This window comes from Pseudomonas putida (assembly GCF_025905425.1).
GTDB lineage: Bacteria > Pseudomonadota > Gammaproteobacteria > Pseudomonadales > Pseudomonadaceae > Aquipseudomonas > Aquipseudomonas putida_AF.
Genome location: NZ_CP109603.1, coordinates 4949591 through 4975409 on the forward strand (window position 1 = coordinate 4949591; position 25819 = coordinate 4975409).

The following is a 25819-nucleotide window of genomic DNA, read 5'->3' on the forward strand; positions in this document are numbered from 1 at the left end:
GCACCAAAGGTGCCCCTAGGTAACACCTGCGCACCATTGCCATGCAAAAAAAGTACAACCGATAGGTACAACCATTGGAGCGGATTGGTTGAGGTGTCTAGCCCGCTTGTGTCTTGGAGAGGGAATAGAATCTGAAGTGAGAGCGGTGAATGGCAAGCTGATAGCCCGAGGTGCCCAGAGCACGTGTGGGAGCAAAAGCTGCCATTCACCGTTCCACTTTGGCGAGAGCCCGAACAGTTGGATGAGGGGCGTAATCTCGAATCACAAGCGTGGGCCAAGCCAAAGCGCTCTCACTCCTTGAGTTTAAGAGGGTTTGGCCATGTCTTCCTCTGTCGGCATCGATGTTTCCAGTGCCACACTTGCTGTTCACATCCGCCCTGAGGGGGTGAACTTCAGTGTTTCCAATGACTTGAAGGGATTCCAACTGCTCGTCGAAAAGCTTGGCGGGTATGCAGTTTCAATGGTCTTGCTCGAAGCTACCGGTGGCTACGAGTGCAATGTCCTCAAAGCGCTGCAGGATGCCGATTTTCCGGTTTGCCGGATCAATCCCAGTCGTGCCCGGGACTTTGCCAAGTCGATGGGTAAACGCGCCAAGACCGATCCCATTGACGCAGCTGTTTTGGCTCACCTGGCTGAAGTTATGCCCCCACGGCCTTGCCAGGTGATGACACCCGAGCGGGCCTTGCTGCGCGAACTGCTTATGCAGCGGGATCGCTTCGTCCAACAGCGCGACGATGACAAGCGGCGCCTGAAGCAGGCGCGGGCTCCCAGTGTTTGTTTGCGGTTGGAACAACACATCGCCTATCTGAAGGGTGAAATTCGAGCGCTGGAACAAGAGATCGCACAGCAGGCAGCAGCTTTGCCTGATGATCGGGTTAAACAGCTCACTCAAGTCAAAGGAATTGGTCTGATTACTGCCGGAAAGCTGATGGCCTTGCTGCCAGAGCTGGGCCAGGTGGATAAGAAGGAAATTGCCGCCTTGGTCGGTGTTGCGCCGTTCAATCAGGACAGCGGCAAGCAGTCGGGCAAGCGTTCAATCTGGGGGGGACGCTCACAAGTCAGGCGGGCGCTCTATATGGCCTGCTGGGTGGTGATACGGCACAACAAGGACTTCTGCGAGCGCTACAAAGCACTGCGAGCCCAGGGGAAGTGCGCGAAAGTATCGGTGGTGGCGTGTATGCGAGTATTGATAGTGAGGCTAAATGCGATGCTCAAGACCGGAACGCCCTGGAAGGAGCAAATAGCTCATTCGTAGGAGCAAGCCTTGCTGGCGATGCCCGGCACAGCCGGGCCTGGGGCGCTACGCGCCCCATCGCCGGCAAGGCCAGCTTCCACAAGAAGACAGTTGCTCCCACCGTTACAAGCGATCCTCTCAGGGCCCGCTCATTGAACGAGTTAAGGATTGGCGCTTCCAAGCGCGGGCCAAAACTGGCACCATCGCGCCTTTTTTCATCAAGGCTCTGGTGTTGGGCTAGACCTTCGCGGTCATCCTCGCGACGTTGCGCTGCAGCGATGCGACAATCTGCCCCGACAGCGACCCGAGCCCCTAGCGACCCTGTTGGCCGTCATAATGCCGCTATGCTAGCTTGGCGCACGCCAGGAAGGCCGCCAACAGCTGGGAACGCACCCGAACACAAGAGGACCGCACATGGCCCAGGCCACGCCCGCGCTGGAAATTCGCAATCTGCACAAACGCTACGGCGAGCAGGAAATTCTCAAGGGCATTTCGCTGACCGCACGCGATGGTGACGTGATCTCCATCCTGGGGTCGTCCGGTTCCGGCAAGTCCACCTTGCTGCGCTGCATCAACCTGTTGGAGAACCCGCACCAGGGCGAAATCCTGGTCGCCGGTGAATCCCTCAAGCTCAAGGCCGCCAAAAACGGTGACCTGATCGCCGCCGACAACCGCCAGATCAATCGCCTGCGCAGCGAGATCGGCTTCGTCTTCCAGAACTTCAACCTGTGGCCGCACATGTCGATCCTCGACAACATCATCGAGGCGCCGCGCCGCGTGCTTGGCCAAAGCAAGGCTGAAGCCATCGAGGCCGCCGAAGCACTGCTGAAAAAGGTCGGCATCTACGACAAGCGCCACAGCTACCCCGCCCAGCTTTCCGGTGGCCAGCAGCAGCGCGCCGCCATTGCCCGTACCCTGGCCATGAAGCCCAAAGTCATCCTGTTCGACGAGCCGACCTCGGCGCTCGATCCGGAAATGGTCCAGGAAGTGCTAAACGTTATCCGCGCATTGGCCGAAGAAGGCCGTACCATGCTGCTGGTGACGCACGAGATGAACTTTGCCCGCCAGGTGTCCAGTGAAGTGGTTTTCCTGCACCAGGGCCTGGTTGAAGAGCAAGGATCGCCGCAACAGGTCTTCGAGAACCCGACCTCGGCGCGTTGCAAGCAATTCATGTCCAGCCACCGCTAACGGAGCAACACGAATGCAGACCTATAAGAAATTCCTCCTGGCCGCTGCCGCCACCCTGGTGTTCTCGGCAAATGCCATGGCAGCCGAAAAACTCAAAATGGGCATCGAGGCGGCTTACCCGCCCTTCAACAACAAGGATGCCAGCGGCCAGGTGGTCGGCTTTGACAAAGACATCGGCGACGCACTGTGCGCCAAGATGAAAGTCGAATGCGAAGTGGTCACCTCTGACTGGGACGGCATCATCCCGGCGCTGAACGCCAAGAAGTTCGACTTCCTGATCTCCTCGCTGTCGATCACCGATGAGCGCAAGCAGGCCGTCGACTTCACCGACCCGTACTACTCGAACAAACAGCAGTTCATCGCACCGAAAAACGTCGACTTCAAGACCGACCGCGCCTCGCTCAAAGGCAAGACCATCGGTACCCAGCGCGCCACCCAGGCAGCGACCTGGCTGGACGACAACGGCGGCATGGACGGCGAGTTCAAGGTCAACCTGTACGATGGCCAGGAAAACGCCTACCTGGACCTGACGTCCGGCCGCCTCGACGCCATCCTCGCCGACAAGTACGCCAACTACGACTGGCTGAAGTCCGACGCCGGCAAAAGCTTCGAGTTCAAAGGCGAACCGGTGAACGATAGCGACAAGGTCGGCATTGCCGTACGCAAAGGTGACAATGAGCTGCGCAACAAGCTCAATGCCGCACTCAAGGAAATTGTCGCCGACGGCACCTACAAAAAGATCAACGACAAGTACTTCCCGTTCAGCATCTATTGATTCGCCCCGACCGGTACGCCCTTGCGGCGTGCCGGTCCCTAGAACGACCCTACCCATGAATATCGACCTGCACGGATTCGGTCCGGCCCTGGCGGCTGGCACTTTGATGACCGTAAAACTGGCGCTTTGCGCCCTGCTGCTGGGGCTAGTCCTGGGCCTGCTCGGTGCCCTCGCCAAAACGTCCCCGGTCAAGCCACTGCAATGGCTTGGTGGCTTCTACTCGACCCTGGTTCGCGGCGTGCCCGAACTGCTTTGGGTCCTGCTTATTTATTTCGGCACTGTCGGCCTGATGAACAGCCTCGGCGAGGCGCTCAACATGCCCGGCCTTGAGCTCAGTGCCTTCGCCGCCGGCGTCATCGCCCTCGGCCTGTGCTTCGGCGCGTACGCCACCGAAGTGTTCCGTGGCGCCATCCTGGCAATCCCCAAGGGCCACCGCGAAGCTGGCCTGGCGCTGGGCCTGTCCAAGGCGCGCATTCTGTCGCGGATCATCCTGCCGCAGATGTGGCGCATCGCCCTGCCCGGCCTGGGCAACTTGTTCATGATCCTGATGAAAGACACCGCGCTGGTCTCGGTCATCGGCCTGGAAGAAATCATGCGCCACGCGCAAATCGGCGTGACCATGACCAAGGAGCCGTTCACCTTCTACATGGTCGCGGCCTGCATCTACCTGGGCTTGACCGTCGTCGCCATGACCGGCATGCACTTCATGGAAAAACGCGCCGCTCGCGGCTTTGCGAGGGCTGAATAATGAACTGGGAAGTCATCATCAAATGGCTGCCACGCCTGGCCCAGGGCGCGACCCTGACCCTTGAGCTGGTGGCCATCGCGGTGGTTGCCGGGCTCATCCTGGCCATCCCACTGGGCATCGCCCGTTCGTCGCGCCACTGGTACGTGCGCGCCGTGCCGTTCAGCTACATCTTCTTCTTCCGCGGTACGCCGCTGCTGGTGCAGCTGTTCCTGGTCTATTACGGGCTGGCCCAGTTCGACGCCGTGCGCAGCAGTTCGTTGTGGCCTTACCTGCGCGATCCGTTCTGGTGCACCGTGCTGACCATGACCCTGCACACCGCCGCCTACATCGCCGAGATTTTGCGCGGCGCGTTGCAGTCGATCCCTAAAGGCGAGATCGAAGCGGCACGGGCGCTGGGCATGTCGCGGGGCAAGACCCTGTTCTACATAATGCTGCCGCGCGCCGCGCGGATCGGCCTGCCGGCCTACAGCAACGAAGTGATCCTGATGCTCAAGGCCAGCGCCCTGGCCAGTACCGTCACCCTGCTGGAACTGACCGGCATGGCGCGGACCATCATCGCCCGCACCTACCTGCCGGTGGAGATCTTCTTTGCCGCCGGGTTGTTCTACCTGGCGATCTCGTTTGTTTTGGTGCAAGGCTTCAAACTGCTGGAGCGCTGGTTGCGGGTAGACGCCTGCCAAGGGCGCTAAACCTCACCCACCTCTTCGCGGGCAAGCCCGCTCCCACAGGCTAGGCTCAGACCTCATGCCCCCCTGTAGGAGCGAGCTTGCTCGCGAAGGGCTGCAAAGCAGCCCCAACCCTGCCGACCACAATCATGACCCAACCCCCCATCCTCCACAGCCACCCCCTAAGCGACCGCTTCCAGGCCCTGGACCAGTTCCTGACCGAGCACCAGCACCTGTGGAAACCCAGGCCATTTACCGCCCTGCGCCTGGATTGGGAAGCCGAACACCCAGCGCTCGCCACCCACCTGCGCCAAGCCACCCTGGCCGACGCCGAAGCCGAGCCCGACCCAAACACCCTGCCTGCGCCCTTCCCCCAGCTGGCCCGGCAAGCCCACCACCTAAGCGCCCTCGATGCACTCCCGGATGCCGGCCTGCCACCCGCCGCCCACCGCCTCGACGTCGGCGTGCCCGGCCGCAAGTGGCAGCAGATCGAAGCCTTCACCCGCCGCCTGGCCTTCAACGAACAACCGCAACACTGGCTGGACTGGTGCTCCGGCAAAGGCCACCTAGGCCGCCGCCTGCTGCAGCCTGGCCAGCAACTGACCTGCCTGGAATACGACGCCGAGCTCGTCACCGCCGGCCAAGCCCTGAGTGACCACCACCACCTGACCGCACGCCATGTGCATCAAGACGTGATGGCCGCCGACAGCGCCCGCCACCTCGACAGCGAAAAAACCGTGGTCGCCTTGCACGCCTGCGGCGACCTGCACGTGCGCCTGCTGCGCCTGGCCAGCCAGCAAGGCTGCCGGCAAGTGGCGGTAGCCCCGTGCTGCTTCAACCGCATCGAAGCGCAGCACTACCCACCGTTATCCACAGCCGCACAAGCTTCCGGCCTGCAATTGTCGCTGGACGACCTCGGCCTGCCCTTGAGTGAAACCGTCACCGCCGGCGCCCGCGTGCGCCGCCAGCGCGACACCTCGATGGCCCGCCGCCTGGGCTTCGACTTGCTGCAACGCCAGCAGCGCCACTGTGATGAGTACCTGCCCACCCCCTCGCTGCCGGTGGCTTGGCTGGACAAGCCTTTCGAGGCGTACTGCCGCGACCTGGCCGCACTCAAGCAATTGCCCCTGAGCGGCACGCCGGACTGGGCTGCCCTTGAAGCCGCCGGCTGGCAGCGCCTGGCCGAAGTACGCAACCTGGAACGCGTGCGCAACCTGTTCCGCCGCCCACTGGAACTGTGGCTGGTGCTCGACCGCGCCCTCTTTATGGAAGAACAGGGTTACAGCGTGCGGCTCGGGTTGTTCTGCGACTACCCGCTCACACCTCGCAACATGCTCATCCTGGCGGAACGCGACCGTTAGCCGCAGCACAACCTGTGGATAAGTCTGTGCACAAGCTTTTGATGAATGGTTGGATCCAAGCGCTATTTCAAGCGTTTGGCTTATTCCTTGAGGCAGTTCAAGGCCTGCAAAAACAGGCGTTTGCGCAAAGACCAGCGGCGCATGGATTCGGCATGCCTTTCGCGCAAGTTGGCAATGCTACTTGTGCATAAACTTTTGTTGTGCTTTCTGCAGGGGCCGCAAAGCGGCACGATGAGTCAACGGTTTTTGTTGTTGGCCAACTCGATATCGTTCATCAGTGCCTTGGCCATCGCGGTCAGGTAATCGGCCGCGCCCAACAGCTTGTGGTCGTCTTCCATATCACCCTCCCTGAGCAGGTGCTTGATGTAACCGAGCAGGACCGAGACCTGCTCGTAGGCGTCGCCGATGGGGATGCCGGGTTGTACGCGTAGCAGGCCAACCGGTGGGTTGCCGACTTCGAGGAAGGTTTCCAGGCCTGCGGTGGTGATCTCAATGTGGGGCTGGGGTGGATCGGGGACGATCTTGATCATGGCGGACTTCCATTTTTCTCAAAAAGGAACTGCCACCCGATCTTTCTCACGGATCAAAGGTGGCAGCCGTACGCGGGGTGAGAAACCGAGGAGAAAAACGCGAAAAGACTCGGCCAGACCGAAGTCTGCCCGCGCACGGCCACCATTACGATGCCGCCATTTCTCAATCGGGTTCTCACACCCGGTCGCCGGAGCGACCCGAAAACGGTATCCGTGAGGTACTTCCCCGACAACAGCGATACTTCGGCAGCGCGCGTAGGATAGGTCCGAAGCAGGCCAACCCCGAAGCATTTGGTTTCAGCTTCAGAAATGCCTTACAGCTGACGCACCGCTCCCCTTCCACGGTGTATCATCCATCACCCAAATCATTAAAAAGACACGTCGCGCGCTGACCGCCAGCCCCGCGACCTTCTGGCGTTGCGCCAGAACCGACAATGGAATAACGGACTTCTCATCGTGACCCAAGCCAAAACCCTTGCCCTGTTGACCCTCGCCATGGCCCTGACCGCGTGCGCCAGCGGCACCTCAAGCCACCCTTCCAGCAATCTGGGCTGGGACACCCCTGGCATGCAGCTGGGCGGCGACAGAGGCCTGCCCCTGCGCGTCGAGTCCCCGTGCCGCAAGCGCGGCTGCGACAACGACAAGCTGTTTTTCAACCCCGGCAAAACCGAGCCAAACGTCAACACGATCCATCGCGGCTGGTAGGAAAAATCTCCTTTTAGGCCGGTGACTTAGCTCATTTGCAAACAATCGCAAGGAAGTGGTTTACAGGCGCCAAACGATCGTTATAATGACGCCCCATTGCCGGTATAGCTCAGATGGTAGAGCAACTGACTTGTAATCAGTAGGTCCCGGGTTCGATTCCTGGTGCCGGCACCATATAAATCAACGACTTAGGCTCACCTCACGGTGGGCCTTTTTCGTTTCTGGGCTTTGAACTCCCCATTTTTCCCCGTTCATTCCCCGTTTCCGCTTGCCTCTGTTCCTTGGTTCCTTACTGCCTCGCAACGCCCTATCGTGACATCCGGCAGCAAAAGCTCTCCAGCCATGCGGCGCATTGACAGGGCCGGACGGCCGGACGGTTCGGGAGTCATGCCAGGTTCACAGCCCGGCTTTGGCATTGACCTATTCAGAGGCCTCTGTGTCACCTCAGCCGCAAGCGCTTGGCTAAAGTAAAAGGATGGGCCGTCTTGGCCAACGCGAAGCCTTTCGGGTATTCGACGACCTCAATCCGCTGTCTACGACGGAGGGGCAAATGGTCTCTGCCGAGAATGATCGCTTCATGCGTATCGCTGAAGTCACGCGAGTCACCGCACTCAGCCGAAACACCATTTACAAGCGGATGAGGGAAGGTACATTTCCAAAGCAGGTGAGGCTCGGGCCAAACTCAGTCGCCTGGTTGCAGTCGGATATCTCCGCTTGGATGACCTCGGTGATGTCAGATGAATCAGAGGCCGAGTGAGGTTCAGACCCTTCATCTGAAACAGACTGGGCCTGACGCCGGGGCGGTAAGATGGTACCGCCGCCGCGGCAATCAAAACTGCTATGCGCTCGCTGCACGAACGTAACGGGTCGCGGCGGCCCCTATCTCAAACTTTTCAATGCCTCCGCGCGTCTGGCGTCAATGTAAGAAGCCAGGTCCCCAATGTGCACACCACGCGCTGACTTCTGGCTTTTCTCGATCGAGATAAGTGGGAGCCGAATTTCGCCGCGTGCGATCTTGCCCTTCAGCTTTTCAACAGAGAGATGTGGGAAGTAATCGGTGCAGACCCGTTCAATTGGGATCACAACCATCCCATCGTACTGAGCGAGGAGTAAGAAGGTAGTGTTCACTGCGCGCCTCGACGCAGTTTCTTTCCGGTGGCGAGCCGTACCGCATCTTCAAACGCCTTCTTGGAAGCATCAATAGATTGCTGCTCATGATCCCGAGCAGCTTGCTTCAATCGCTGTCTCGGCTCCTTCTGGACGCGTGTGGCAGCGATGTATGCATCAGCCCATGCGTCCAACTCATAACGATCGAAACCGATGCCCCTGACTCCAATAGGAAACTCTGCAACAAACGGCCTTACTGTCCTGTTGAACTCCAGCCTGCACATTCCTAAGTACCCAGGGGCGTCACGGTACCTGAGAATTCTTGGCATTACCTGGTCACGGCTCATGATAGGTGCGCTCGGCCAACTCTGGTCTAACTCAGGCTAACAGCCCCGCCTAGAATGAGCTGCCTACATGACAATCGGCTTTCTGCACTGACTAAGATCCGGCTCAGGCCGACAGGTAACCGGCAGGCGCGCATAGGGCAATTGCGTCGGTGAGAGGGGGGTTGTGTATAGCCATTGTTTAAGCGATGCGCAGGGGGTTGTGTATAGCCGGGCACCACTCCCCTGGAACGGTGGGGTGGCGCTTCACCACCCAATGACCGTGGCTGCTCGCCGGCGGGTGTTGCGATGACAGCAACCCCTTGCTCAAGCAGATACCGGAAAGTTTGCCGGGATCTACAGCCCCATCTGCCTGATGATCCTGCGCGGTTCCATCCCATCGCGAAGCGCCCGGCTGGCGTCCATGGTCATCTGATCGAGCGCCTTGCTCTCGAATGCCTCGGCCATGGCAGCGGCCTTCCTGACGATTAGTAGCGCCAGCTCTGGCGGGAACTGGACCGGCTCCGGTTGGGGTAGGTAGTCGCAGTCGATAACGGACATATCGCGGCCCTCGATGTGATGGTGCTCAACGTGGCGAGCTAGGCACCAGATTATCTGATAACTACCCAGCATCCGGGTAGTTTGTAACAGACCCGCCCGGCCACCTGTTCCGGCCTGCTACCAGGGTGCTGCTCTACCGCCTGGTCGGCCAACTCTGCCGGGTAGCAGAATTGACAATCGAGTCGATCGAAATTGGTAGTTTCGCCGCGGTCAACATCCGGGCTATTTCACGCGGGCAAAACTCGGCGGAGGTCGGCGCTTTCGCCCAGGTGTCACTGGCTTGTGAAGTCCGCTCTCACACTCTCGCAAGAACTCCCTGACGGTACTGACCCGCCAGCAAATCCGGCGGCCCTGCTTGAACGATGGCGGAAGCCAGGCCGCCCCCGCCTGCATCGCACTTCTGATTGCCGACTCTGATCGGCAGAGCAGTATGGCAAGCTCTGGGACGTGGATAACTTCGGGCTCCATATCCGACTCCTTACGCATTCCGGGGCCCTCTCTTGAGGGTGGTTCCAGATCAGGCTACCACTGACAAATCGTGGGGCGTTCTGAAACGACGGTCGGGACTAGCATGCGCTTTGGCTCGAAGAGGCCCGATCGGCCTAGCCCACATCCCGCTGGCCAGAGTGTCAGGAGCTGGCACTTTTTTGTCCCTGGCAAGCCTGGCATGTCAGGTTTTGTCAGGTTCTGGACCACCCGGTTTTACCTTGACGAGCACCCACGGAAATTCTTGACGGCCTCCACTCCCACAGGCCCGCCATATACAGCGCCAACCCTTGTACAGCAAGGCTTACAGCCGATCCTGCTCAAGCGCCAGCAGCTGAATCCGTCAGGGGTCTGTCAAGGATTCCGTCAAGGCCTGTCAAGAATTTCGCCATCATCTGGCCATTCTGGACGGGTATACGCCGGACGGCGGTGGCCAACCTCCCGCGCCCCCCAGGTAAATCACCGCTCCCACGCCATTCCACCTGCTGGTGCTGGCGCTGATCCGTCCAGAGCCTGTCCAGAATTCGGGCTTCGGCATTAGACGGGACTGCCCGCGCCAGACCATCACGCATAGGACCAGGCCAAGCCTGGCCAGTGATCCAGCGAACCGGGCTACCGACCATCGTCTATTGCCGTCTAGTGTCGGTCTAGTTCCCCCTGGCGATTCTGGACGAGCGTCTGGCCGGAGCAAGCCGCCACCAGATCGTCGGCCTAGCCATCACACGCCATAGCGCCAGCAGCACCAGCGGCGATCCGTCCAAAGCTGTCCAAAATCCGTCTGAGGTCTGTCTGGGGTACGACATTATCAGCCCCGCTACTAGGACGGCCTCCAGCGTGCGGGAAACCTCAGACATCTGTCGACGGCCACCAACGTCGTGAGGTTAGTTTCCACTCCGTCAATGCTAAGTCAAAAGGCAAAACAAAAAACGAAGGCCCGCTGGCAATCGGGCCTCTACTTCGTTGCATTCACAGTCGCGCCATGACTTTCATTAATTTATTTGAACAGTCTATTAAGTCAGCCAGCGCTACAGCTAAAAATCCAAAGCTGACTGCACAGACATAAACCATAATCGTCTTGGAGACGAACAAAGCAACCAGGCAACTAACTAGCGCCATCAGCATGCACAACCCCGACTGCATCAGTTGTCGTAAGACCTTGCGCAGGTGTCCAGTTTTACTTAGATTCTGCATAAAAGGCTTGTCGATAACCGCAACCAAAATTGCAGCCGCCGCGATAATAAAACCCAACAAAGTGCTAGTGACCGACGCCACAATTGAAATTGAACTCGCGGCATTATCAGTCATGCCAGGCGCAAAGCTAACACACACTGCAACTCCAGAAAACACGGCGACCTTAATTAAGGTTAGCACCTGGAATTCCGAATATTTGCTGCAAGTTGTCGAGCTGGTCATTTTTCGCCCCTTTCAATGCTTTGAACATCCCTGCTTCATTGGGGTAGCGTCCAGAAACGGATATTTCAATTTTCACTTTGAGCCGATCGGCAATAAGGTCGATAGGGTAGATGATGCCTTCATCATCCTCCATATTGATTTTCACCTTTCGGACATTCGGTATCTGTCTGAAAGCCTGTGCAACCCTGCGGGCACGGTCTGTCAGCTTGTCCGCTCCTTCCGCGGCTCGCTTGCGGTCTGCCGTCACTGAGAGCTTGACGTTCCCGCCGCCAAGCTGAGAAAGCATATCGAGGAGACCTGGCGACCAATCGTCATCAGGGTATAGATCGGGGTTCGTCGGACGCGCAAAGCTCGTCTCAATCTGGACCGGGGTCAAATCTTCTCGCATCAACCGGCGTGTAGCATCGGGCTGAAGTACGGGATTGAATGAAACTGCAAGCTGTCCATGTATATCAGTAAGATACTTACCCAAGGCTACCGCAGTACCGGCATGCCTGTTGGCCTGCATAACTAAAAGCTCGTTCTGCTCGTAATACACAAAGTGGTTTTTATCTACCAGCCCTTCATCCTGCGCCAGCCCTAAGTCACGATCAGGATGACCAGCCTTACCAGCATGTGGCAACTCGTCTTTTCTAATCTTCGCAAAAACCCCATGAAATATACCCGGCTCTGCCTCGACTAGGCCGCGAATTTCAACGTCATAAGTCACACCTTCCACATGTGGACAAAGCTTCCCGCTATGTTTACGTAGAAAAGCGCTTAACTTTTCTTTCGAGTTCGCTGGCCCGATGTGTCCCGTGAAAAAGTCAATCGCATACTTCCGCATTCTGTCAGTCATACAGTCCCTTACCTGAGTCACAGAGGATCGCTGATGATCCTACGTCGGCAGCGATGGTGCGGCATTTGGATGTAGCTGGCAACTGGCTACCGTGGCATGCAGAAATGAGAGACGACTCCGACCGTCAGCTTTTACCCGAGCGGCCTGGCACCTGGCCTCGGACGTCCGCGCACGCAGGTTCCGTCTCATGCCTGTCTCACATTCGGTAAAGGCCCGGTAAAACTACGCTGACCAGTATGCCGTGTTGATTTCTACACAGCGTGTCGCTTTCTACACGGTGGAACCCGAGAAAACCTGAGATCGGATCGGCTGGCGCTGGGCAGCGAGCATTGCGGTTTTCATGTGGTCATTCACTGCGGCATGTGGGTCACCGGGCACCTGCGATACCGTGGAAACCACAGTGGAAACCTCCACCTGGAAACCATAACTTTTAATAACAGGCAGGCCGCCCAGGTTCGCGCATAGGCGGTTGCGAACCTGGCGCGCGAACTGGCCGGTACACACACCATAATGCGTACCACCGGTGCGTACCTGGCTGCGCATCGTGGAAGGATCGCGCACTTCGACTGCGTGACGATCGTGCGTGAAGCGCTGCGCGAACTAGGCCAGGTATCCAGCATGATTAGCCCAAACCCTAGATACCGGTGCGGATACCGAGGCCGAACTGGATTGGTCCGAGACGGTGTTACACAGCTGCTGTACCGGCAAATTCACCAAAACCGTAATAGACTCGGGACACTTTCAGGCTTGAAATGACAACGTCCTGACCCCGGTACAAAAATAGTCCTGACCCTGGTACGGGTTCGGTTTACCTGAATGGTGGCGTAGCCGTGGCTTTGACGCGGCACGCAATGGCATTCCTGTGGCACAACAATGGACTGAAAGTGCGAAGCCCATCTCGTCGGCATCAGCAATGTCCAATCCGCGCTAATTCCGTGGCACAAGAACGCCATTTCATCGCCACATCATAGCGCCATGTTCAGCACTAGCGGCCAGTCAAAACCTGTCATGAAATCCACCTCGACGACTGGACCGCATGTTGACAAATGTTGACATCGGAGCGGGCGTTAGTGGGCCGGCCTGTTAGCAAAAGTTAGTATTTGCCCTGGTTGATCGGCCCAGTTCCCTGTTAACAATTGTCAAGGTTCGACCGCCTGGCGAGAGAGGTGGTTGTGATGCTGCCGGGCAGGAGCGATACGGTATCAGGCAACAGTGTCGCGAATGCGCAGCACAGTGGTTGTCGAGCAGTTCGCATGCCTGGCAGTGGCTCGGATACCTAGCCCGGCGCCGAGAAGCTCCTTCACGCGCTTGTGAAGCTCCTCGTCCACAGGCCGACCTTGGTATTTGCCTTCGGCTTTTGCCTTCTGAATCCCCTGAGCCTGGCGCTCGCGGCGCTGCTCGTAATCCTTCCGGGCGATGGCGGCCATCATTTCGACCAGCATCGAGTTGATCGCGGACAGCATGCGGTCGGTGAACTCATCGCCCTTCGTGTCGCGCATACCCTGGTGGCTGGTGGGCAGGTCCAACGCCACGATGCGCAGACCCTTGGCGTCGATCGCACTCTTGAGCTTCGCCCAGTCGTCGGCCGGCAGACGGGACAGGCGATCAATAGATTCGACAAGCAGCACGTCACCCTTCCGAGCATCCTTGAGCAGGCGCAGCAGCTCCGGTCGATCCGCAGCGGCACCGCTGGCATTCTCCAAGTATTCGCAGGCAATGACCTTGTTGTGGTCGCTGGCAAACTTTTCCAATGAGGCCCGGGCGCGGCCAGCGTCTTGCTCGTCGGTGGATGCTCGAAGGTAGGCGCGAATGAACATGATGCAACCTGTATCAGTTAGGGTGTTGTCCTAATACTGTTGCATTTTGGGTGTTACTTATCAAGCGAAAAGGGCTGATTTGGTCAAATTAGACCGTATCAGCCCAGGCATACCCGAGGTTACATCTGCTTTAGCGAGAGCGCCTCATTCGATACCCTCCCGTCTATTCCATTTCTCGCGTAGCTCACCCCCTGGGGTACATAGGTGTCCCACGCTGTCCACGAGAGCGGTTTTCCAGATTTGCTCCTTAGAGCGAATCGTCATCGCTATGTCCGAGCCAACCGGGCCCTTGTGCTGAATGACAGCCAACGCTCTGCCGATGAAAGTGCCCGCAAGCTCAGCTCTCGCTCGCACCTCATGCATCGGCATTTCCGACAAATCTTCCATCCCAAAAAACTCGCAGAAAAAACCGGCTAGCCTGCGCTGAAGCTCATCCTCGTCCCACTGAATATCACTCATGAAGCATTCCTTTTCATCGAATACGACTGCTCAAGCACTTGAGTGAAGTTACCCCAGCCGGCAGCCACCTGGTCCACCAAGCGGTCCTCCACCGCCTGGACGAGAACCTCTAAACGGCCATCCTCGCCAGTACGTGTCTCAACCACCGAGTTGCTATTGTTCACGATAAATACCTGATGCGCCGCTGGGGGAGTGCGCACATCCCGAGCCGCTATCAGGTGTCGCCCAGGCGCTTGAGGGTTACCTGAAGGGACAACGTTGCCAGCACGCAGCGCCTCAACAGCAGACACACCTCCGAAGCGGCGAATATCAGCCTGCGACCAGACGACTTCGCCCTTGTGCACGATGCCGGCCGGCTCATAGACACCGCCCGGGCCCGTGTAACCGCCATCAGAAAAGCCTATACCGGCTGTAGCGGCAGTCGCTACTGCCGCAGCCATTGGAGCTGTAATAGAAAGTGCTGTGGCCATTGCCTCCGGTGCCAGCACTGGGCCGACAATGGGAATGGCTGCTGTAGAGGCAAACGCGGCCAAGCCCGCCTGCAACGAAGTCGCTGTCGCATTCGCCGCCATAGTTCCTGCAGCGCTCGCCTGGGTAGCCTTGCCGGCCACCAACTGCACAGCCTGGTAAACCAGCCATTGAGCAGCCATCTGGGTCAGAGCATTAATGATTGAGTTAGCCATATTCGCGGCCAAGTCACCAAAAGCGTCTCCTAGAGACTGAGTGCCTTTAATAATCCCGGCCAAGCTGTCCGAAATCGACATGGTGGCCGCACCCAAAATCGACTCGGTTGCTGCTCTAGCCTGCTCGTTGTAATCGGTGGCCATATCCGCATAGTTCTGCCACGACTCCGATACCCCCAAAAGCCAATTGCCACGTAATGCATCAAGGTCAGCGTAGTGCTGCTTCTGCCGCTCAAGGCTATCGTTCAAGGCCTTATTCTCAGCTGCAAGCTCGCCTTCATACAGCTGCTTCCGACTGTCGCTCTTGTCGTTGCTGTCGGTGTAGTCATTGGTGATCTTGTTGACGCGCTTTTGATAGTCCTGCTGGATCTTCAGCGCCTCCTGCGCTCGTTGCTTGGCGCGATCACCGAGGCCAGCACCTTCCAGTTCAGATCTGTAGCGATCCTTTTCAAGGCCAGCTCGAGAATCAAGGTTGTCCTGGTAGGCCTTGAGCTTTGCTTTGACCTCGTACTGCGCCTGGGTCAGCTGATTCGCCTTCTCAAGCTCAGCGTTCTGCTTCTGCTGGGCCAGGTTCAACTCAGCCATCGCCAGAACCTGCTTCTGCGACGTGGTGAGTGTCTTTTTCTCCTTGAGGTTGGCGATCTCGTTTTCGAGTTCGATCAGCTTCTTGGCTTCGGCGCCCAACTTCTGGGTCTGGTCGACCTCACCGGCGATTACGCGGCTCTGCTGCTGCAGGACGGCGTAGCGCTGCCGAGCCTCGTCTAGCATGCGCTGGCCGGCGTCCTCTCTGTACTGCGGTCCTTTTGGCGTCCTTGGATCTTTGTATTTCTCGTTGATCGCCGCGATATCTTTGGCTTGCTGATCGGCCGAGATGAGTAGCGACTGATCATTTTTAACCCTTGCCTCGGCGACCCTCCTCTCAACAAGCAGACGATACTCGGCCAAAGCCTTCTCGCGCTTCGCTGCATTGTTTTCGGAGTTTTCGCGAAGCTTATCCAGGGCCAGTTGGTCATCCAGCGATTGTTTTTGCTGCTGCTGGGCCAAACCCTGGGCCATTGCGCGCCGATCCTTCTCGGCTTTCATGATAAGCAGCTGAGTCTTCTCGGCTTCCAGGGCCTCCTGACGGAAGGTGTCAGCCGGTGCCAGATTGCTGATTGGGTCTGCCTGGCCGCCGCCCGGCTTGCGCTGAGTTCTCCGGTTTGCCGCCTCCGCGATGGTGGCCAGTTGCTCGTCCAGCGCTTTAAGCTGTTCATCTAGAGTCTTCTCTCGGCCGACGTTGAGAGCAGCATCCCAGGCCGCTTTAGCTGCTCCCGTCACAGCCTTCCAGCTCGCCTCGATGTAGCCGAGGTTGTCCCGCACACCTTTCGAGGTCCGATTCAGGCCCTGCTCATACGCATCGTTCGCAAGCTCTGCAGCTGCTTGGGTTTTCCCCTGCTCCTGCAATGCCTTGATCTGCTCGTAGGTCGAGGCCGTCAGGAAGTTCATCGACTCGTTGAGTTTCAGAATCTCGGCCGCTGGATCTTTGGCGATCCTCTCGAAGTTCTTGACGGTCTCTTCTGCAGCCTGGCCGGTGGCCGACTCGAAGTCGATGGCCGCCCTGGTGATCGACTCAAAAGACGAAACCGGTATACGGGTCGAGGCAGCAAGTTGGGCCAATACGGCCGCTGCTTTACCCACCGTGCCGCCGGTTGCCGAAACCTGCTGGGCCATCCCGGCAAGCTGCTCGGTAGACGTGCCGGCCGTATTGCCGGTCAAAGCCAGCGAAGCATTGAAGGCGGTAGCTTCGTCACTCCCCTGCTTGTAGGCCAGTGCGAGAACGCCGGCCGCTGCGGCAGCGACTGTGAATGGGTTGACCAGGCCAATGATATAGCTGCTTGTTGCGCGGGCGGCCTGACCCATCCCGCCAAAGGAGTCTTTGATCTGCGATCCTTGCTGCAAGAAGACTGTCAGCGGCGATTGTCCTGCCTGCAGGCTGATCACAACGTCGCTGAACTGCGCCGGCAGCATCCTGAGCGCTGCGGCATTCTGCTTCGCTGTATTCCCGGTACGGTTCAGAGATTGATCGAACCCCGTGAGGGCTGCGCGGGCCTGGTCGATCTTGCCTTGGTAATACGTGAAGGTATCTGCATCGAGGGCGCCGATCTTTTTCTGTTGAGCCAACTTGCGCTCTTGCTCATCTAGGCGGTTGAGTGCGCGAGTGGTTGGGTCGATCGCGGCAAGAAGATCATTCAGGCTCTCGGTCTGCGCCTCAGTAGCCACCTTTGCCTGGCGATTGGCCGCTGCTACCTTTTGGGTCGACTCAGCTAGTCGCCCTTGATTGGCCGCGAGGACCATGTTGCCGGACAGCAGGCCCTGCTCTGCCTCAGACAGACCGGTCGCAACGCTGGCGAGGTTGCGCTGCTCCTGCGCCGCCTTCACTGAAGCATCGGCAATCGCCAGGATTCTGGTTCTGGCCTGCTCTGCCGTTTCGCCCACCACCTTCTGGGCATTCGAGACACCTGCGAGCGAGTTCAGCGACTCCTGCAGCTTGCGGCTGTATGCGTCGTAGGCTGCCGAGTTGATCTGGCCAGAATCTCTGGCTTGGGCCAGCGCGGCTTCCTGGGCCGCTAGGTCGTTCAGCTTCTTGGTTAGGGGGTCGATCTTGCCTAGAAGGCTGTCTAGCTCTTTGCGCTGGCTGGCAGCAGCCTTTGCCGCTGCCTCCGCGCTCTTGGCGGCCGCATCTGTCGAGGATGAAGCTTTTTCGTTAGCCGCCTGCACCCTGGCCAGAGACATCGCTAAGTTGGAGTAGTCGCCCCCGGACTTGCGCAACGTGGCGCTTGCCCTGATACCAGCTTGTTCCAAAGCCTCGAGCGCAGCCCTTATGTCTTTAACCTGCTGCTCTGCAGAACGTCCGTCGACCTCAATAGCCAAGCGGGATGTGAGCGCCATATGAGTAGTTCCTTGTTCAGGCGCCTATCTGCGTGCCCACGACATTGCGGCGAAGTGCGCACGCGGCCAAAAGGTAGGCGCAGCGGGGTAATCAACCAGCCTGACTAAAGACTGGCGGAAGCGAAAACGTCGGCTTGTTTTCTGTCAGCGCGATGATGAGCGCGTTCGCCTGTACATCACCTTTGCCCGCGGCATCACGGAGGCGCGCCCAGGCGTCTCTGACTTCTGCAGTCGTGGGCTTGGTCTGCTGGCCGCGCATCTTAGGAGTGGCTGTCATGGTCGGTCCTCTGTTCGCTGTTGAAAGCATCACAAAGGTCAAATTAGGCTTAATCTGGCTTTATAGACAGTGTTTTATGGGTGCACCTCAATAGAGACACATCCTGGCACGTCCTGACACAACAAACGGAGGGGTCGAGAAGGGAATTTCGTAGCAGTATCTAGGGGCAACTCAAATTGATACGAAACGACGATAGGGCGTCAACGATGCTACGCGCCAGGCTGACCAGCTGTGCGCGCACCACAAAACAGGAGTACAACGTTTTGTGGCGCGAGCAGGGATCACTTAATGCCGCATTCGGCCAAGGCCTTGGTCAGCGATTGATCAAGGGCATATTCGCCCGTGGTGCTGGCAGCCTGGTTCATGCCTAGCGTGCGATAGATCAGCACCTTGCCAGTCTTCATTTGCGCTAGGATCTTCTCGGCCTTTTCACCAGTCGCTGCGGTGAATGGAGACATAGCCTGGGCAGAGGCCTGCAGGGCGGCCTTGTAGGTGCTCTCCAGCATCTGCTGCTGCTTGGCATCCCCGCCGTATGCCTGCATGGCTTTGAGCTGCCCCTCCGGCACGTAGTCCACTGGGGTCTCCCCTGTCGCAATGGTCCACGCGGGGTTTTGGTCGATCCTAAGCTGGACATCTCCGACAGGAATTTTGAAACGGCCCCCGCTTCGAATCCCTACCCTCAGCTCCCCATTCACCGACTCGATGTACGGGTAGTAGTGGTTGGAAGCAGTAAATACACCTCCGCCTGTGTAGAAGCTGCCCACAGTCACGCCACAGGTAGATTTGTCCGTGAACTGGTCAGTGCTTCTGACGGTGACCCATTCGACTTCGGGAGTTACACCTGCGCAACCGGCTAGGGCCAGCGCTAGGGCAAGCGTGCAGAGTCGTTTCATGTTCATCCTTCTTAGCGGGCAGAAAGCGCCCCGACTGCGTCCTTAGGTGATGGCCAAGTGCTCTTGGCCAGGGTTTTATACCCGCCAACTCCCTACAATGCCAATTGCTCAAATGGCCCGCTGCTGTTGGATACCCTAGGGATGAGCCAGTAAAGACGCGGGACATCGTGAATCGGCTACCCAATGAGGTTTACAAGAATTGCTTCCGATTCCGGCATATCGTCGCGCTGGCTGGCGACCAGGTAGCGGAACACTGCCAGTCCCTCGGCCTTGTCACGGGGCCGGATCTGCGCCAGCAGGCCGAACACGAACCAGTCCCGTGCAGTCGCATCGGGTGGTCCGTCGCTGGCGTCACGGTCGACGGCGTTACGCAGCCGGTAGAGCTGGTCCCAGTAGCCCAGCTCGTACAGGCAATCCGCTAAGGTATGAGGCAGCAATTCAGGGTGGGCGTTGAACCGCGCGGCTACCTGGCGCTTATCGAAGTCACCGAACTGGCCGGTAGCACGCAGTCCGCGCAGCGCCTCGATGCAGAACGTTTCAGCCTCGGTGTCGGCCAGCAGGGTATCACCGAAGCGAGCGACGCCCTCCAGCCTCAGCCGGTTCTGCTCAATGGCCCGGGAGGCCAGCGCATCCAAGTCAGCGAAGCCGAACGACGACATAGCAGCGAAAAGGTGCCCTGGATTGGTGGCCACCAAGTAATCCCGGTACCGCTTCTCTAGAACATTGAGCGGCGTCTTGATCTTCTTGGCACCCTCCATGGCCAGGCCAATCAGCGCGGCCTGGCCGGTGCTGATGATCGAGCGTAGCCACAGCACAGCATCCACCTCCGTGTCCCCGGTAACCACCTCTTGGGGCGGCAGCTCGGGCACGCTCGGTAGGGTCTCGGCACTGGCGCTAATCGGCGGCAGGGTGAACAAGGCACGATGCTGCTCGTTGTCGCGGAATGCCCCAGAGCGTGAAACTAGGGTCTTCACCGTTCCTAGCGGTATGCCGGTGATCTGGGCCACCTCACGGAGCGAGTGACGCCGGCGCAGGTCCAGCACTTGCCGCCGCTGCTTGTCTGAAACCCGTTGTTTCGTCTTCACGGGTGAATCAGGCTGTTTCGATTCTGGCTTGGTCATGGCTCACACCACCCGCAGCTTCGGTGGCTGCCTTGGCCCGAATGGCGCCCCAGGTGCGAAGGGGTCAGGCAACACGCCATCCGGGCATTCCCTGATGAAGTCCGCCATTGCAGCGTGGCAGGCGTTGAACAGCGGGGCGTCATTCCAGTCCTGTGCCCGGCGCTCTGCGCTATCCTCCAGCGCATGGGTGAACACCAGGTCGTTCAGGCTGGTGATGCCATCCCGCCTGGCCTGCTCCCGCTCCACGGTGTTCACACTCAGCAGGTCGCACATACGGTCGAATCCCAGGGCGCGGGCCAGACCGTCATTATCGAACAGCAATGACTGGCCGAACCCGGCCAGCGCGGCCTTGGCCTTGCTCCACTCATTATCTCGATGCGCCATTGCCTGCTGCTCCAGATCGGCAATGGCCTGGCGGGTGAACGGCAGGAACGCTTTCAGCTTGCCAGCCTGGCGGCGCATGGCACGTCGCTCAGCACGGATCGCATCAAGGTTGCGACCTATGTTGCGGCAAATTCGCCGGGTGGTGATGAGCTGCGTGCTGGCGCTTATACCGGGTTTCAGGGCGATATCGCAAAGGCGCATGGTCGGGGTCATTGTCATGGGTAGGCCTCCATGGACGTGTTGTCGTAGGTGGCGCGCAGTCCGGCGCCGGTCAGGCAATGGCGACCGGCAGGCGCATAGCAGCCTCGGCAGGTCATGACGTGGCTGATGTACCGGTCGCGGGCCTGGCGCCACGCAGGCGTGGCATTGGCGGCGTTGGCGTAGGGGCCGGATGGCAATTGCATAGGCTCGACCAACACCAGCCGCGGGCGATCCGGAGCGCGTTTCGCCATCGGTGGCTTGCTAGCGCCGGCACCGTTCGGCGGCATGTGATTGAGCAGGTCGGAAAGGAGGCTCATGGCGTCACCTCCCCCGGATTCCCATAACGCCCAAATGTGTCTGTGAAAAAAGATCGGGGGAACGGGGGAACGCGGGGAACCCCCAGTATTTCCGGGGTCTCCAGCTGGGGTACGTGTTCCCCACCCGAAAAACTGGGGAACAGTGATAACCAAGCAGAAGGGGAACAGCAGGCGCTTATATTCAAAAACATGTTTGTGTTCCCCCTGTTCCCCAACACTTCAATAAGGGGGAACGGCTACAGACCGCGTATTTACTGGCTGTTCCCCCGTTCCCCCTGTTCCCCACGTTTTTAGGTTCCTGTGGATTCGGGCATTGGCGTTGGGTGGTGATGACTGTCATAGGCCACCGCCTTCGCTATCCATGGCGTCGGGATCGATCACATAGAGGCGAGCAGACCCACCAGCAGGCAGGCGGTACTTCTTGGTCCTGCGGCTGTCCCGGTCGGTATCGTGCTTGGCGAGAGCGCCAGCGCCCTCCAGCGCCTTCACAACCCGCGCCAGCCCGTGACCATGGGCGGCCTCGGTCAGCGCGGACTTGTTGAACAGATAAAGCCGCTTGGCGCCGACCACCTCCCAGTACCCGGCGCGGTTGAACACCTTGGTGTCCAGCGTCTGGTCTTCTACGTCCGAAAAACGGCTGCTACCGTGCTTGTCGATGAAGTCGAGGATGCCGGCCAGGATCTGGCGGTCTTCGGCATTGCCGCCGCCCACACGGCTCAGCCACTCGCCGTACAGCAGCTGGCAGTCGGCCAGAGCGGTGCCTGGCGCCCAGGGCAGCAGGTCGTAGGCAATGGCCATTTCGCCCGCCAGGGCGATCACCGCGAAGCGATCAGCCACTCGCCCGGCCTGGGCGTTGTCCTCGACAAACTGTGCACGGATACCGGCGAAGTCCTCGAGCAGCCCGGGGCGGTCATCGCTGGCCAGCAGCTTCTCCACAAAGGCCGGCCCGATGTGCCCATGATTCGCTCCTACGGCCACCGTGAGCTGGCGGTGGAAGTCAGCGCCCTCCAGGCCGTGCAATTCATCAAAGGCGCGGTGCGTGCGGGTACCGGCGTTCACGTCGACCATGCGCAGCTCAGCGCCAGCATGGGCGGCGTTCCCACTGATGGCCGCGTGCTCGGACAGGGAGCGCTCGCCGCTGGAAAGCGCCAGCAGGCGCCAGCTCAGTTTGCCGCGGGCTTCCCGGTCGCGGGTCATGGTGCCCTTGCCTTGGCCGTTGGCGAGCGAATAGGCCATTTCCTGTACGCGCTTGGGGTCAGCCCGCTTGATCTCGTCCAAAGGCAACATGGTGTCGTTGCGGCTGGACGCCTCGATCTCCAGTCCGCCCTTGGTCATATCCCAGGACGCAGCGAAGATGCCTGGGTCGCCCCATACGGACGAGCCGATCAGTTGCGCCAGCGACTTGCCGCTGGAGCTGTCGCCCACCAGGTGAACACCGCCACCCAACACGCCAACCAAGCTCAGCAGCGGGCCAGCGAGGGCGCAGCCGATGGCCAGGGTCAGCACCGGGTTGCCCTCGCACTTGGCCGCTACCTCGATCTTCCAACCCTCCAGGCTCCCGCGCACGCTGAACAGGTTCTGCCCCCTGGCGCTGGCCTGATAGCGCACTTTGTCGCTGCCGATGGTGCGCCCAGGTAGCACAAAGGCGCCTGACTCATGCCAGCCGGGGCGGCAGGTGGTGGCGAACACCTCTGCAGGGTGCTGGTCCAGCAGGTACTCCATGAACTGGCCGCGCTTCTTCAGGGCGATGATGACGCCCATGCCGAACAGCGTCCGCCTTGCGTCCTCGCCGCTTCCACCGAACACCTCCATGGGAATGATCCACTCCTTGGTGCCGCTGTCGGTGAGCAGGCGCAGAAACCGGCCTTCGCTGCCATCGTCGCTGTTGGTGGTGCGAGCGGCGACGGTCACGGGCGTGGCGATCCACTCGTCAGTGATCGGGCGATCTGCCTTATCGTCGTCGCTGTCGTCGTCGCCGGCGCTGCGCTTGAAGCCGTGCCAGTACACACCGGGTTTGAGCCTGCGGCCTTTCTCATTTGTCACCCAGTGCTCATACACACCCCAGCACGGGCGGTCAGGCTCGACTTTGGGTGCTTCGGGGCGCAGGTTGATGACGTTGGTATCAGGCGGGCGCATGACGGCACCTCCAGGCGGCGAGGTCGTTGAAGTCGGAAAGGGACAGCGGCGCGTCGGCCGGCCACTCGGGGAAGGTCACTAGACCGCCACACGCGACAGCGGCCTCATGGGCGGCTGTGCGCCCCGGATTGCCCTTGCCTTCGGCCTCGGTTTCGCGGTCGTCGTCGCCGGCGATGATGATTTCGGTGCCGGGGTGGTCGGCCCGCAGCGCCAGTGCCACCGGTTTCAGGTTCCCGGCGTTCATCGCACAGGCGACCGTGTAGCCGCTTGCGTGGAGCGTGGCGCCCGTAGCCCAGCCTTCGCAGATGCACAGCGGCATGCCCGGGGTGATGCGCCCCAGCGGCGAATAGGCGCCCTTGATTCGCCCGCCATACAGGAAGCGCTTGTCGCCATCTGGGGCGATCCGCTGCAGGTTCACAAGCACACCAGCCGCGTACAGAGGGATCAGCAGGTCGTCACCACGCTGGCGCAAACCGTGAGCTCGAATGGACTTAGCGACCAGGTAGGGGTGGGCCGGATCAGCACGACGGGCGTCACGCCACCAGCGCTGCGCCAGGCCGGCCGCCCTAAGCTGGCGCCGCTGCCGTTCGGCCTCCCGCTGGCGCCGGGCTTGCTCCATGCGCTGGCGCACCTGCTCGGCTTCGCGGGCGTCCACCGGCTCACGGCTACACCAAGTGTTGGTGCCGCCCGTCTTCCAGCTCCCGAACGCGCCCGAGGCAATGCCATCAGCAAACAGGCAGTACCAGCCATTGAGCGTGCCGGGCTTGTCGCCGGGGACGTGGAAGCGGTGAATGTCGCCATCGTCCAGTGGTAACCAGTCGAGCAGACCATAGGCCGACTGGAGCACGTCGCTGAACAAGATCACAGGATCAGTCATGCGGCCCCCTGCGGCGGCGTGAAGCGCTTGGCCAGCCGTTCCAGTTGATTGGTCAGGCGCTCCAGCTCAGGGCAGTGACGGCCAGCGTCACCCTCGGCAATGCGCAGTTCCAGAAACCCCACCAGGCTCTCCACCAGCAGCGTGTAGCTGGCGCTGTCGATGTAGGCGCCAGCAGTCGGCGGACCACCGGCACCCTTGCGTCGAATGGAAGTGACCTTACTCATGGTTCACCCCTTCAGCGCCTGCGAAGGTCCGGCAAACTTGGCCATTGTTCACCGCGTGCCAGTAGGTCAGCGCGCCGAGCGACTCGACGCGGCAGGCCGTCACCACCGCATCAGGACTACGCAAAACTACGCGCCCACACTCGGCGTCGGCCAGGCTCAAGAACGGCCCCAGTAGCGCCCGGTCGACCTTCGGATGTCTCACGTAATACAGCTCGGTGGCTTTCTTCGGGATGAACGAATCCCTCAGCGCAGCGCGGCGCTGTTGAAAATTGGTCATGTTTAACCCCTCAGTCTGGAGTCGCGACGATGAACGCGGCGGTGGTTCCGGGTGTGCTCAATCAGCGCCGGGGAGACGTGCGGCCCGACGAATGCGGCCAGTTCCTCGGTTTTCAGCATCGAGGCAGGCACATAGGCGTACTGGCCGCCCGGCAGTGCCCTGGGCTTTCTGCGCTTACGGGGGAGGTGCCTTTGCAACAGATCCAGGTCATCGGCCATTACCTCCTGCATGCGCTTACCCGTCTCGCTCAGCGGCAGTGGCTCGCCAGGCCGCACCTGCTCCCACGCATAACGGTCTGCCAGCATCTCGTTCACGCGGTACATCACCTTGTGGCATTGGTCGCCTACCACCTGATCGGGAGCGAGGATCAAGTCCCAGAGCGAGAAGTTGTCGAGGTGGTGGCCAATCTCGTGATGCAAGATGAATGAATAAATCTCGCTGTCATCCAGCGCCGACCAGTCAATTTCCGGACGAGTAGCGCTGCGGAAACGGCCCGCATTGATACTGGTTGCCAGCTTGATAGCAACCCGCTCGTCACGTTGGGTTTGATCGCTCAATGCGTCACGAACGATCGGCTGCGCCCAGCAGCTGTATTCGCCCCAGATGCCACCAAGCTCAGTGAAGGTGGCAATCGTCAAAGCCAGGCCGCTCTCCTTGGCCAGCTCGGCGAAGTCACGGTATTGCGTGCGGGTGATGCGCTGGGTGGTGTCGGTCTTCACAGATCACCCCCTTGCTCAGCAATCATGCCGTCCAGCATTTCGGCCCAGGCCATGGCGGTGTGCTGCGCCATCACGGCAGTGACACGGGCAACGATGACTGGGGTGGCAGGCGAGGCGATCACTGCCAGGGCCATGCTCAACAGCACAAGGATGCCTTGCACGTCGCGAAGATCGTCCCGGATATCGTCCGGCATCTGGATAACGGAAGTCATACAAGACCTCCGTTAGCAGCAGGCTGGCCAACAACACCATGCGAGGCACCAAGGTGGCGATGGCGCCAACAATAATTGCCGCTGAAGGACTGGATCTGCTCGAGGTGACGGGCAATGTCGCAGGCCAGCTCGTTGTCATACCCGCCCAGCGCTGGGATCACGAGCGTCAACAGGATCGTCTCCAGCTTCTTGTGCTCGTCGCGGGCAAAGTTCATGCAGCACATCTCGCGGGCATCAAGAACCGCCTCTGAAAGCACCTCGCCTTCAATGGTTGCATCGATTGGGAAGTGATTCATTGGGCACCTCCGACATTGACAGCCGCCTGAAAGTGTTCCACCAGAGCTGCGCCTGGGTGCGCCT

General features: G+C 59.7%; 29 protein-coding genes and 1 tRNA gene. 9 read left to right on the forward strand and 21 right to left on the reverse strand.

Annotated elements, in window-relative coordinates; genetic code table 11:
- Positions 1-319: 319 nt before the first annotated feature.
- The 6 genes from OGV19_RS22340 to OGV19_RS22365 all read left to right on the forward strand — a co-directional run bounded on the left by OGV19_RS22340 (position 320) and on the right by OGV19_RS22365 (position 5971).
- Positions 320-1255, forward strand: coding sequence for an IS110 family transposase (locus tag OGV19_RS22340; protein ID WP_264309399.1), 936 nt, complete (start codon positions 320-322; stop codon positions 1253-1255).
- 393 nt (positions 1256-1648) lie between these two features.
- Positions 1649-2422 (forward strand): ABC transporter ATP-binding protein, encoded by a 774-nt coding sequence (locus tag OGV19_RS22345; protein WP_264310675.1) that lies wholly within the window; start codon positions 1649-1651, stop codon positions 2420-2422.
- A 13-nt stretch (positions 2423-2435) separates the two neighbouring features.
- The gene (locus tag OGV19_RS22350) at positions 2436-3197 is read left to right on the forward strand and encodes an ABC transporter substrate-binding protein (protein WP_264310676.1); all 762 of its coding nucleotides are present in this window, start codon (positions 2436-2438) and stop codon (positions 3195-3197) included.
- 55 nt (positions 3198-3252) lie between these two features.
- Positions 3253-3945, forward strand: a complete 693-nt coding sequence (locus tag OGV19_RS22355) for an ABC transporter permease (protein WP_264310677.1) — start codon at positions 3253-3255, stop codon at positions 3943-3945.
- A complete protein-coding gene (locus tag OGV19_RS22360) occupies positions 3945-4634 on the forward strand; it encodes an ABC transporter permease (RefSeq protein WP_264310678.1) in 690 nt (229 codons plus the stop codon). Before OGV19_RS22355 ends, OGV19_RS22360 begins: the two co-directional genes overlap by 1 nt.
- Positions 4635-4759: 125 nt before the next feature.
- Complete coding sequence (locus tag OGV19_RS22365) at positions 4760-5971, forward strand: methyltransferase (RefSeq protein ID WP_264310679.1); 1212 nt, start codon at positions 4760-4762, stop codon at positions 5969-5971.
- Between the two features lie 236 nt (positions 5972-6207).
- On the opposite strand, the gene OGV19_RS22370 is transcribed toward OGV19_RS22365, so the two are convergent.
- A complete protein-coding gene (locus OGV19_RS22370; RefSeq protein WP_264310680.1) occupies positions 6208-6501 on the reverse strand; it encodes a DUF3077 domain-containing protein in 294 nt (97 codons plus the stop codon).
- Between the two features lie 456 nt (positions 6502-6957).
- Here OGV19_RS22370 and OGV19_RS22375 point away from each other — a divergent pair, with 456 nt between their 5' ends.
- The 3 genes from OGV19_RS22375 (at position 6958) to OGV19_RS22385 (ending at position 7963) form a co-directional block, all read left to right on the forward strand.
- Entirely contained in the window at positions 6958-7206 is a 249-nt protein-coding gene (locus OGV19_RS22375; RefSeq protein ID WP_264310681.1) for a hypothetical protein, read from the forward strand.
- Positions 7207-7304: 98 nt separating this feature from the next.
- Positions 7305-7380: transfer RNA gene (locus OGV19_RS22380), tRNA-Thr, on the forward strand.
- A 403-nt stretch (positions 7381-7783) separates the two neighbouring features.
- Positions 7784-7963, forward strand: coding sequence for a helix-turn-helix transcriptional regulator (locus tag OGV19_RS22385; protein ID WP_319026088.1), 180 nt, complete (start codon positions 7784-7786; stop codon positions 7961-7963).
- 122 nt (positions 7964-8085) lie between these two features.
- Here OGV19_RS22385 and OGV19_RS22390 read toward each other — a convergent pair whose 3' ends face one another.
- The 20 genes from OGV19_RS22390 to OGV19_RS22485 form a co-directional block, all read right to left on the reverse strand.
- Positions 8086-8334 carry a pyocin activator PrtN family protein gene (locus tag OGV19_RS22390; RefSeq protein ID WP_264310682.1) on the reverse strand — a complete coding sequence of 83 codons (249 nt, stop codon included), beginning with the start codon at positions 8332-8334 and terminating at the stop codon, positions 8086-8088.
- 659 nt (positions 8335-8993) lie between these two features.
- Complete coding sequence (locus tag OGV19_RS22395) at positions 8994-9197, reverse strand: hypothetical protein (protein ID WP_027610146.1); 204 nt, start codon at positions 9195-9197, stop codon at positions 8994-8996.
- A gap of 222 nt (positions 9198-9419) precedes the next feature.
- Positions 9420-9665: a hypothetical protein gene (locus OGV19_RS22400; protein WP_264310683.1), complete on the reverse strand. Its 246-nt coding sequence runs from the start codon at positions 9663-9665 to the stop codon at positions 9420-9422.
- Positions 9666-10649: 984 nt separating this feature from the next.
- A complete protein-coding gene (locus OGV19_RS22405) occupies positions 10650-11054 on the reverse strand; it encodes a hypothetical protein (RefSeq protein WP_264310684.1) in 405 nt (134 codons plus the stop codon).
- Positions 11038-11934 (reverse strand): DUF6731 family protein, encoded by an 897-nt coding sequence (locus OGV19_RS22410; protein WP_264310685.1) that lies wholly within the window; start codon positions 11932-11934, stop codon positions 11038-11040. Before OGV19_RS22410 ends, OGV19_RS22405 begins: the two co-directional genes overlap by 17 nt.
- Before the next feature lie 1202 nt (positions 11935-13136).
- On the reverse strand, positions 13137-13751 hold the full coding sequence (locus tag OGV19_RS22415) for a recombinase family protein (protein ID WP_264310686.1): 615 nt from the start codon (positions 13749-13751) through the stop codon (positions 13137-13139).
- A gap of 144 nt (positions 13752-13895) precedes the next feature.
- A complete protein-coding gene (locus OGV19_RS22420; RefSeq protein WP_264310687.1) occupies positions 13896-14210 on the reverse strand; it encodes a hypothetical protein in 315 nt (104 codons plus the stop codon).
- Complete coding sequence (locus OGV19_RS22425; protein ID WP_264310688.1) at positions 14207-17821, reverse strand: phage tail length tape measure family protein; 3615 nt, start codon at positions 17819-17821, stop codon at positions 14207-14209. The genes OGV19_RS22420 and OGV19_RS22425 overlap by 4 nt, the downstream gene beginning before the upstream one ends.
- Positions 17822-17912: 91 nt before the next feature.
- On the reverse strand, positions 17913-18098 hold the full coding sequence (locus OGV19_RS22430) for a hypothetical protein (protein ID WP_264310689.1): 186 nt from the start codon (positions 18096-18098) through the stop codon (positions 17913-17915).
- A gap of 281 nt (positions 18099-18379) precedes the next feature.
- Positions 18380-18991, reverse strand: coding sequence for a hypothetical protein (locus OGV19_RS22435; RefSeq protein WP_060538543.1), 612 nt, complete (start codon positions 18989-18991; stop codon positions 18380-18382).
- A gap of 176 nt (positions 18992-19167) precedes the next feature.
- Positions 19168-20112, reverse strand: coding sequence for an RNA polymerase sigma factor (locus OGV19_RS22440; RefSeq protein ID WP_050580700.1), 945 nt, complete (start codon positions 20110-20112; stop codon positions 19168-19170).
- A gap of 3 nt (positions 20113-20115) precedes the next feature.
- Positions 20116-20715 (reverse strand): hypothetical protein, encoded by a 600-nt coding sequence (locus OGV19_RS22445; RefSeq protein WP_264310690.1) that lies wholly within the window; start codon positions 20713-20715, stop codon positions 20116-20118.
- A complete protein-coding gene (locus OGV19_RS22450; protein WP_264310691.1) occupies positions 20712-21014 on the reverse strand; it encodes a hypothetical protein in 303 nt (100 codons plus the stop codon). Before OGV19_RS22450 ends, OGV19_RS22445 begins: the two co-directional genes overlap by 4 nt.
- Before the next feature lie 336 nt (positions 21015-21350).
- Positions 21351-23150 carry a DUF927 domain-containing protein gene (locus OGV19_RS22455; protein ID WP_264310692.1) on the reverse strand — a complete coding sequence of 600 codons (1800 nt, stop codon included), beginning with the start codon at positions 23148-23150 and terminating at the stop codon, positions 21351-21353.
- Entirely contained in the window at positions 23137-24027 is an 891-nt protein-coding gene (locus tag OGV19_RS22460) for a toprim domain-containing protein (protein WP_264310693.1), read from the reverse strand. The genes OGV19_RS22455 and OGV19_RS22460 overlap by 14 nt, the downstream gene beginning before the upstream one ends.
- Entirely contained in the window at positions 24024-24251 is a 228-nt protein-coding gene (locus OGV19_RS22465; protein ID WP_196128462.1) for a hypothetical protein, read from the reverse strand. Before OGV19_RS22465 ends, OGV19_RS22460 begins: the two co-directional genes overlap by 4 nt.
- Positions 24244-24528, reverse strand: coding sequence for a hypothetical protein (locus tag OGV19_RS22470; RefSeq protein ID WP_264310694.1), 285 nt, complete (start codon positions 24526-24528; stop codon positions 24244-24246). Before OGV19_RS22470 ends, OGV19_RS22465 begins: the two co-directional genes overlap by 8 nt.
- Positions 24529-24530: 2 nt before the next feature.
- The gene (locus OGV19_RS22475) at positions 24531-25247 is read right to left on the reverse strand and encodes a hypothetical protein (protein ID WP_198749613.1); all 717 of its coding nucleotides are present in this window, start codon (positions 25245-25247) and stop codon (positions 24531-24533) included.
- Entirely contained in the window at positions 25244-25459 is a 216-nt protein-coding gene (locus tag OGV19_RS22480) for a hypothetical protein (protein WP_198749612.1), read from the reverse strand. The genes OGV19_RS22475 and OGV19_RS22480 overlap by 4 nt, the downstream gene beginning before the upstream one ends.
- Positions 25456-25755 carry a hypothetical protein gene (locus OGV19_RS22485; RefSeq protein ID WP_198749611.1) on the reverse strand — a complete coding sequence of 100 codons (300 nt, stop codon included), beginning with the start codon at positions 25753-25755 and terminating at the stop codon, positions 25456-25458. The genes OGV19_RS22480 and OGV19_RS22485 overlap by 4 nt, the downstream gene beginning before the upstream one ends.
- Positions 25756-25819 lie beyond the last annotated feature (64 nt).